Origin of the sequence: Mesorhizobium sp. M7A.F.Ca.US.005.03.2.1, from assembly GCF_003997795.1 — a bacterium.
Taxonomy (GTDB): domain Bacteria; phylum Pseudomonadota; class Alphaproteobacteria; order Rhizobiales; family Rhizobiaceae; genus Mesorhizobium; species Mesorhizobium ciceri.
The window spans coordinates 1-8,158 of record NZ_RZRP01000212.1; the positions used below are offsets into that span (position 1 = coordinate 1).

At 64.2% G+C, this 8,158-nt stretch carries 10 protein-coding genes; 3 read left to right on the top strand and 7 right to left on the bottom strand.

What is annotated here, in order from left to right:
- Positions 1–102: 102 nt before the first annotated feature.
- Complete coding sequence (locus tag EN991_RS14155) at positions 103–1,257, bottom strand: PA0069 family radical SAM protein (protein ID WP_023808673.1); 1,155 nt, start codon at positions 1,255–1,257, stop codon at positions 103–105.
- A gap of 148 nt (positions 1,258–1,405) precedes the next feature.
- Between EN991_RS14155 and EN991_RS14160 the strand changes: the two genes are divergently transcribed.
- Together EN991_RS14160 and EN991_RS14165 are read left to right on the top strand one after the other, a co-directional pair.
- Positions 1,406–1,930, top strand: a complete 525-nt coding sequence (locus EN991_RS14160) for a glycosyltransferase (RefSeq protein ID WP_013532838.1) — start codon at positions 1,406–1,408, stop codon at positions 1,928–1,930.
- Between the two features lie 143 nt (positions 1,931–2,073).
- Complete coding sequence (locus tag EN991_RS14165) at positions 2,074–3,048, top strand: hypothetical protein (protein WP_127368987.1); 975 nt, start codon at positions 2,074–2,076, stop codon at positions 3,046–3,048.
- Positions 3,049–3,068: 20 nt separating this feature from the next.
- On the opposite strand, the gene moaB is transcribed toward EN991_RS14165, so the two are convergent.
- The 6 genes from moaB to EN991_RS14195 form a co-directional block, all read right to left on the bottom strand.
- Positions 3,069–3,623 carry a molybdenum cofactor biosynthesis protein B gene (moaB, locus tag EN991_RS14170; RefSeq protein ID WP_013532836.1) on the bottom strand — a complete coding sequence of 185 codons (555 nt, stop codon included), beginning with the start codon at positions 3,621–3,623 and terminating at the stop codon, positions 3,069–3,071.
- Positions 3,610–4,509 (bottom strand): 4-(cytidine 5'-diphospho)-2-C-methyl-D-erythritol kinase, encoded by a 900-nt coding sequence (locus EN991_RS14175; protein ID WP_024502638.1) that lies wholly within the window; start codon positions 4,507–4,509, stop codon positions 3,610–3,612. Before EN991_RS14175 ends, moaB begins: the two co-directional genes overlap by 14 nt.
- Before the next feature lie 20 nt (positions 4,510–4,529).
- Entirely contained in the window at positions 4,530–4,715 is a 186-nt protein-coding gene (locus EN991_RS14180) for a membrane protein (RefSeq protein ID WP_013532834.1), read from the bottom strand.
- 83 nt (positions 4,716–4,798) lie between these two features.
- A complete protein-coding gene (locus EN991_RS14185) occupies positions 4,799–5,662 on the bottom strand; it encodes a S49 family peptidase (protein WP_127368988.1) in 864 nt (287 codons plus the stop codon).
- Between the two features lie 79 nt (positions 5,663–5,741).
- On the bottom strand, positions 5,742–6,542 hold the full coding sequence (locus EN991_RS14190; protein WP_024502640.1) for a methyltransferase: 801 nt from the start codon (positions 6,540–6,542) through the stop codon (positions 5,742–5,744).
- Positions 6,542–6,766, bottom strand: a complete 225-nt coding sequence (locus EN991_RS14195; protein WP_013532831.1) for a DUF2007 domain-containing protein — start codon at positions 6,764–6,766, stop codon at positions 6,542–6,544. The genes EN991_RS14190 and EN991_RS14195 overlap by 1 nt, the downstream gene beginning before the upstream one ends.
- A 201-nt stretch (positions 6,767–6,967) precedes the next feature.
- Between EN991_RS14195 and EN991_RS14200 the strand changes: the two genes are divergently transcribed.
- A complete protein-coding gene (locus EN991_RS14200; protein ID WP_127368989.1) occupies positions 6,968–7,984 on the top strand; it encodes a polyprenyl synthetase family protein in 1,017 nt (338 codons plus the stop codon).
- Positions 7,985–8,158: the final 174 nt, after the last annotated feature.

Sequence of the window (8,158 nt, forward strand, 5' to 3'; positions counted from 1 at the left end):
CATGAAGGGCGCCGGACCGGGAGGGCACCGTCTGCAGGCCGGGGCAGGCCGGACGGGATTCTTGGTGCGCGACGGATCAAACCATCGCGACGAATTGTCTCTTCAAAGCAGCGTCAGTTGCACCTGGTCTTTCCCGGCGGCAACGAACTGATCGGTCCGCAGCGTGCGCCGTTCGGCATTGAGACCAAGCCGCTTGGCTGTGATCTCGAAGCGCCGGCCGATCTGCCAGGCATAGGGACCGGCGCCCTTCATGCGCTTGCCCCATTCCGAATCGTAGTCCTTGCCGTCACGCATGGAGCGGACCAGCGACATCACATGGCGGTAACGGTCGGGATAATGGCGCAGCAGCCAGTCCTTGAAGATCGGGCTGACCTCCAGCGGCAGCCGCAGGATCACATAACCCGCCTCGCGCGCGCCGGCCGCACGTGCCGAATCGAGGATGCGTTCCATCTCCGGATCGGTCAGGCCCGGAATGATCGGCGCCACCATGACCGACGCCGGAATGCCGGCATCCGAAAGCTGCCGGATCGCTTCCAGCCGCTTGGTCGGTGTCGACGCGCGCGGCTCCATGGTGCGCGCCAGCATGCGGTCGAGCGTCGTCACCGACAGCGCCACCTTGGCTAGCCCGCGTTCGGCCATGCGCGACAGGATATCGATATCGCGCGTCACCAGGGCGGACTTTGTCACGATGCCGACCGGATGGCCGCGCGCTTCCAGCACTTCGAGGATTTCGCGCATGATCCGGTATTGCTTCTCGATCGGCTGGTAGGGGTCGGTGTTGGTGCCGATGGCGATGGTGCGCGGCTGATAGCTGTCCTTCGAAAGCTCCTTGTCGAGCAAGCGCGCCGCATCAGGTTTGGCGAACAGCTTCGATTCGAAATCCAGACCCGGCGACAGGCCCATGAACGCGTGCGTCGGGCGGGCAAAGCAATAGACGCAGCCATGCTCGCAGCCGCGATAAGGGTTGATGGAACGGTCGAAGGAAATGTCGGGCGATTCGTTGCGGGTGATGATGGTGCGCGGCTTCTCGACCTGCACTTCGGTCTTGAAGGGGGGCAGTTCTTCCAGCGAATTCCAGCCATCGTCGAACACGTGCCGGCTGACTGGCTCGAATCGGCCGGACGGGTTGATGCCGGCCGACCTGCCGCGGTTGCGGTCCGGGCGGACACGCATGCCGCTCTGCTCGACCATCGCATTGGCCATCTCGGCTCTTCCTGCTCCGAAAGCTGCAATGTCGGCGCGCACGATCTGTTCCATTTTCGCCCGCTCCCAGGGACTGTCCGTGTTGTGTCGAATCGCTCTGTTCATGAAATTATTCCTATTTCATCGACGAGAACAAAGCAAGAACTTTCTATGTGCGATGCAAAACTGGCGCTGTGCGGCGCTTTCCGCTATTCGGCTAAGGATGCTCAGTGTTCTCATCGAAACCCGCAATGACGAGGAGGGCCTCGCCCGCACGCTCGCCTCGCTGATTGGCGGCGCGGTCGAAGGCGTGGTGCGTGAAGTTATCGTCTGCGACACAGGCTCCACCGACCAGACGCATCGTGTGGCCGAGCATGCCGGCTGTCAGTACGTGACCGGCGGTGTCGCTGCCGGCATCCGCCAGGCCAAGGGGGATTGGTTGCTGCTCCTGGAACCGGGCGCGCGGTTGGTGGAGGGCTGGATCGATGAGGTTGTCGCGCATACGGCCAGGCAGACCATGGCGGCACGGTTTTCGCGCACGCGGGCCAGCCGCACGCCATTCCTGGCACGGGTCTTTTCGGGAAACCGCGCCCTGGCCGACGGATTGCTGATCAGCAAGCGTCAGGCGGCGGCCGCGGCCAAGAGTGCCGGCAGTGCTGAGGCCATCGCCCGCGGCCTCGCAACGAAGCGGCTCGACGCCGAGATCTGGATGGCGCCCGCCAAGCAGGAACGCCGCTCCTCGACATGATTTTTTGCAGCTGCTCAGGCCATTGTGCATTGCACAAAATCTGACGCGGGGTTAGCTTCCGTTCAAGCGGGAATTGGGTTTGGGACATGCCGAGTGGCGAGCACCGATGCGGCATCGGTGGTGCTCTCATAGCCGAGGACCCAATGAAGCTTTCAACCCCCGACACATCCGGCGCGGCCAGTCTCGAGGCTATTGCGCGCGACGGCAGTCTGTTGCGACGCATCGCGGTGCGCATTCCGACCTATCTCAAGGACCTGCGCGAAAACCCCGCCTGGCTGCCGATGTTCGTGCTGGCGCGCACAATGCCTGGACGCCGCATGCATTGGCTGGGCGCAAAACGCGCCCGCCCGGTCGCCAATGCCGGGGATACGATGTTTGCCGGTGTCGAACGGGGAGCGGTCGTCGATGCGTTGCGCTCCGACGGGCTGTTCTCAGGCTTGGTCCTGCCGCCTGATATCCATGAAGAGATCGCCGACTTCGCCGGGCGCACGCCTTGCTTCGGCAATTTCGACCGCCGTCTCGAATTCATGCCGGGGGAACATGCCGAGGCCGAGAAACGCCTTGGCCGCTCGCTGCTCAGCGGGCATTTTTTCGAGCGCATCCTCGACTGCCCGGCGGCGCTTGCCATCCAGCGCGATCCGCTGCTTCTGGATATTGCCGCGCACTATCTCGGCGGCCAGGCAAAACTGATCACGACGCGCGTCTGGTGGAGTTTTCCAACCGGTGCCGCTTCGGATGCCGACAAGAACCTCGCCTCGCTCGGCAAGTATCATTTCGACCTCGATGATTGGCGCATGCTGAAATTCTTCTTCTACCTCAAGCCGGTCGACACCGACACCGGTCCGCATGTCTATGTCAGGGGCAGCCACAAGCGCCGCAGCCTCAAGCACCAGCTCACGCTTCTGGTTGGCCACCCCGCGCAACAGGTCCTGGATGTCTATGGCGAGCAGAGCCCGGTGACGCTGACCGGCGAGGCCGGTCTCGGTTTCGTCGAGGACCCTTTTGGCTTCCATATGGGCACCGTGCCGGCACGCACGCCGCGACTGATGATGGAAGTCGGCTTCGGCGTCTCGCCGCCGTCGCGCCGGCGGTTTCATGGCGAGCCGGTCATCCGCTGAGAGCGACGCTTGCCTCGGCTTTACGGAGCTGATTTGCCGCGCCGCAAATGCTCGTCCAGGCGCGGCATGATCTCGACGAAGTTGCACGGCATATGCCGGTAGTCGAGCTGTGCCTTCAGGATGCCGTCCCACGCGTCCTTGCAGGCGCCTGGCGAACCCGGCAGCACGAAGACGAAGGTGGCGTTGACGATGCCGCCGGTCGCCCGGCTCTGGATCGTCGAGGTGCCGATCTTGTCGTAGGAGATCCGGTGGAACACTTCCGAAAAGCCATCCATGCGCTTTTCGAAGATCGGCTCCAGCGCGTCCGGCGTCACGTCACGGCCGGTGAAACCGGTGCCGCCGGTGGTGATGACGACATCGATATTCTTGTCCCGCGACCACGCCAGAACCGTGTCGCGGATTTTTTCCCGATCGTCGGTGACGATATCGCGGGCCGCCAGCATATGGCCGGCCTCGGTGATGCGGTCGGCCAGCGTCTGGCCGGATTTGTCGTCGGCGAGGCTGCGCGTATCTGAAACGGTCAGCACCGCGATGCGCACGGGAATGAAGGAGCGGCTCTCGTCAATTCTGGCCATCCGATCCCTCCGATGCGATGCTGCGCGTCGCCGCGACGAACCAGTCGGGCTGGCGGCCGCGGATTTCGGCGGCGGCGCGCTTGGCGACATTGCCGGTCTCGAACAGGCCGAAGCAGGTGGCGCCGGACCCGGACATCCGTGAAAAACCCGATCCGGCCTTGTTCAGCCAGGAAAGCGCCCTGCCGATAGCCGGCTGCATCGCCAGCGCGGCGGGCTCGAGATCGTTGCGGGTGATCTCCAGCCAGTTGCGCAGGCTATGAAAATCGATGCTGCGCGGCAGCGGCGGCAAGGCCTCATTGTCGCGCCGGGAAAGCGCCGCAAAGACGTCCGCCGTCGAGACCGGGGTGCCCGGATTGACCAGCACCAGGCCAAGCGCCGAAAAATCCGGCACCATCGACAGTTCATCTCCGATGCCGCGCGCGACCAGCGGCTTTGCCGCCAGGCACATCGGCACATCGGCGCCGAGCGAAATGCCGATCCGCGCCAGCTCTGCGCCGTCTATATCCAGGCCCCATGTCTCCACCAGCCCGCGCAGCACGGTCGCCGCGTCGCTCGAACCGCCGCCGACGCCGGAGGCGACCGGCAGGTTCTTTTCCAGCCGGATAGCGACCGGCGGTGTTCTCTCGTGCCCGACCGCCTGTCGCAGGGCATCGCGCGCCCTAGGCACCAGATTGCTGGCGTCGAGAGGAACAGCCGGGGCGTAGCGGCCGGACACGGTAAATTCATCGCTATCGGCAGGCGCAATTTCGACCCTGTCGCCAAACCGCGTGAACACCGCCAGGCTTTCGATCAGATGATAGCCGTCAGGTCGCCTGCCGGTGACATGCAGCGCAAGATTGATCTTGGCGTGCGCGTGCCAGCTACGCGACCCGATGTCGGTGTCCACAATGGTCTGCGAAATGGTGCTCAGTCCTTGGCCAGCCGGTACTCGCCGGTCTTCGGATCCTTGACCAAAGTGCCCATCGCGCCGTTGGCCGTCTGCTTTTCGGTACGCCGCACCTTGGCGGTCACGCGTTCGGCTTCCCTAATGAAGGTGCGGTAGCCGAAATAGGCGGCGACGCCAACGACGGCGAAGAAAATGATCTGCGGCATGCCAAAACTCCTCCCACGCTGGGCCGGCGAAGGCGGCCGGTCGGGTCGGTTAAGCTCTCATGCTAGACGCTTTTGCCGGGTTTTCAAAGCCCGAAGCGAGACCACAATGCGCGCTCTTCCGCCGCATCGACCACGCCGCTGGCGGCGGCGGCTGCGATATCGGGCGCTGAAAAGCCCTTGCTTGAGCCAAACAGGCCGAAGCGGCTGAGGAAACCGCGCGGTGTCGTGATCAGCCTGAGCTGGGTTTTCGCCCCGAAACGGGTCTTGAGCACCGTGCGCATGTCGCCGAGCGCATCGACCAGGCCGAGTTCAAGGCCCTTGATGCCGGTCCAGAACAGGCCTGTGAACAGGTCCGGGTCGTCTTTCAGTTTCGCGCCGCGCCGCTCCTTGACGAGGTCGATGAACGTGCCGTGCACCTCGAGCTGCAGCGCCTTCAGCCGCTCGACATCTTCCTTTTTCTCGGGCTTGAACGGGTCGAGCACCGCCTTGTTCTGGCCGGCGGTGTGGACGCGTCGCTCGATGCCGATCTTCTTCATCAGTTCCGGGAAGCCGAACGAAGCCGAGACCACGCCGATCGACCCGACGATGGAGGATGGGTCGGCGAAGATCTCATCACCGGCAACCGCGATCATGTAGCCACCCGACGCCGCCACGTCTTCGACGAAGACCAGTACCTTTCTGTTCTTTTCCGTGGCCAGGTCACGGATGCGCTTGAAGATCAGCCGCGACTGCACCGGCGAGCCGCCGGGCGAATTGATCGAGATGGCGACTGCCGGGGCGTCGTAGGAAAACGCCTTCTCGATGAGGCCAGCGGTGGAGGCCAGCGACAGGCTCGGCCGGAACTGGCCACCGCCTGCCATGATGGTGCCGTGCAGCCGGATGACCGGAATGGTGACGACGGTGGAGCGCCAGGATTTCGGCAGCAGGCGGTTGATAAGGCGTTTCACGAGGGCGTGGTCTCCGGTCGATAGGTTGCAGGCATGTAGGGATTTCCCGGCCAACGGCAATGTGGCCAGGCAGAATAGCTCAATCTCCGAACAGCGAGGCGAGGCCGTTGGTGATCATTTCGCTGCGCTCGTCGGGGCCGTTGCCTGATTGCGCGTGCAGCATCAGGGGCGGGCGGATGGCAAGCTTTCCCCGTGTCCCGAGCGCTGCCCGCACAACGATGCGGATTGCCGCGGCGTCTGGGCGAGGGTGGACGGCGAGCATTTCGGCATCGCCGAAGCGCCCTGCGATCGCATCGAGAATGGCGCCGAGCTGTTCGGGGCGGGCGATCACGGCAAGCCCGCCGCGCGGCCTGACCACCGCCGCCGCACTGCGGATCCAGCTCTCGAACACCCCGTCCTCCATGACATGGGCCTCTTTTCTGAGGCGATCGGGGGAGGCGCGGTCCCGGGGAGCGTTGAAGGGCGGGTTCATGATGACGAAGTCGAAATCATTGTCGGCGAGGCCGGCGGCCGCCCGCGCCCGGCCCGATACGGTGACATCGGCGACCAGCACGGAGGCGCGATCGCTCAGATGGGCATTGCCGGGATGGGCAAGAGTGGCTGCCGCGAAGGCCGCCATTTCCGGCGCGCGTTCGACAAGCACCGCCTCGGCGGCCGGGCAGCGCGACAGCACCGCCAGGCCGGCGGCCCCGGCACCGGCACCGAAATCGGCGAGACGACCGGCAAGGGAGGACGGCACGGATGCCGCCAGCATCATCGCATCCATGCCGGCGCGATGACCGCCTTGCTTGGGCTGCACCAGCCAGAATCGGCCGCGATGGAAAGCGTCGACCGTATGGGCCGGCGTGTCCGGGACAAGGGCGGCGGGCGCGGCGGACATTATCTTCCGCGGATTTCGTTGGCGATGCCGGCATCCGTCAGGATGCGCCGTGCCGCGTCGGCCTGGTCGGCGTCGACCATGACGCGCTTCTGCAAAAGACCGATCGACCCTTCGAGAATGCTCATATTCTGGTCGGCGACAAAGCAGGCAATGCCGGCGTCGCGCATCAGCGATTCGACAAAGGAAATGATCACGGCATCGTTGGTGCGGACTAGTTCTATCATTGTATGAAACTCGCAGTTTGCGCTATTGATGTAAACGGGTAGGGGATTCCGGGGCAGAGCCGTTCCCTTGGGGGTCGTTGACATTCTGTCGCCGCCGCCGCGCCAATTCGCCACTTGCCGTGCCCATGTCCGCCGCCCTAGAGTCCATACAGGGACTAAGGGTGCCGTCGCACGCTCTATACCAAGACGGGAGTGATTGTCGTGGGTGTCGTTCTCAACATCGAAAACGGGAAGCGGGAGCCCGCCTCCATCAAGGATCTGATCGATCTGACTGCCGCCGATATGGGGCGCGTCAATGAATTGATCCTGTCCAAGGCCGGCTCCGACGTCGAGATGATCCCGGAGGTCGCCAACCATCTGATCTCGTCCGGCGGCAAACGGCTGCGGCCGATGCTGACGCTGGCCGCAGCCCAGATGTTCGGCTATGCCGGCGAGGGCCACGTCAAGCTCGCCACCTCCGTCGAATTCATGCACACCGCGACGCTTCTGCACGACGATGTCGTCGACGAGAGCGGCATGCGCCGCGGCAAGAAGACCGCCCGCATGATCTGGGGCAACCAGGCAAGCGTTCTGGTCGGCGACTTCCTGCTCGGCCAGGCCTTCCGCATGATGGTCGATGTCGGCTCGCTCGAAGCGCTCGATATCCTGTCGAGTGCGGCCTCCATCATCGCCGAGGGCGAGGTCATGCAGCTCGCCGCCGCCAAGAACCTCGAAACCCCCGAGGACGAGCATTTCGCCGTCATCAAGGCCAAGACCGCCGCACTTTTTTCGGCGGCTGCCGAGGTCGGCCCGGTCATCGCCCAGGCGACGCGCAACGATCGCGCCGCGCTGCGCTCCTATGGCATGAATCTCGGCCTGGCCTTCCAGCTGATCGACGACGCGCTGGACTATGGCGGCACCAGCAAGGATCTGGGCAAGAATGTCGGCGACGATTTCCGCGAGGGCAAGGTGACGCTTCCGGTCATTCTCGCCTATCGGCGCGGCACCAAGGCCGAGCGCACCTTCTGGAAGCGCGCCATCGAGGACAATGTCGCCGATGACGCCGGCCTGGAAAAGGCGACCGGCCTGATGACCCGCCACGGCGCCATTGCCGACACGATCGGACGCGCGCGCCATTTCGGCGAGATTGCCCGCGACGCGCTGGCGCCGCTCGAAGCGACGCCGCAGAAATCGGCGCTGATCGACGTCATCGATTTCTGCATCAGCCGGGTCAACTAAAGGCTGGACTTTCGCGACGCTATCTCTGGCCTGCGCTAAGAGGAAGTTTAGGAATTCGGTCCCGCCGTCTCGACAAGCCGCCCTGCCGCAAATTATCTATAAAACATGGCAAAGGGCACAGACGACACCATCGCGGTGCGCATCAGCAAGGTTCTGGCGGACCGCATCATTTCC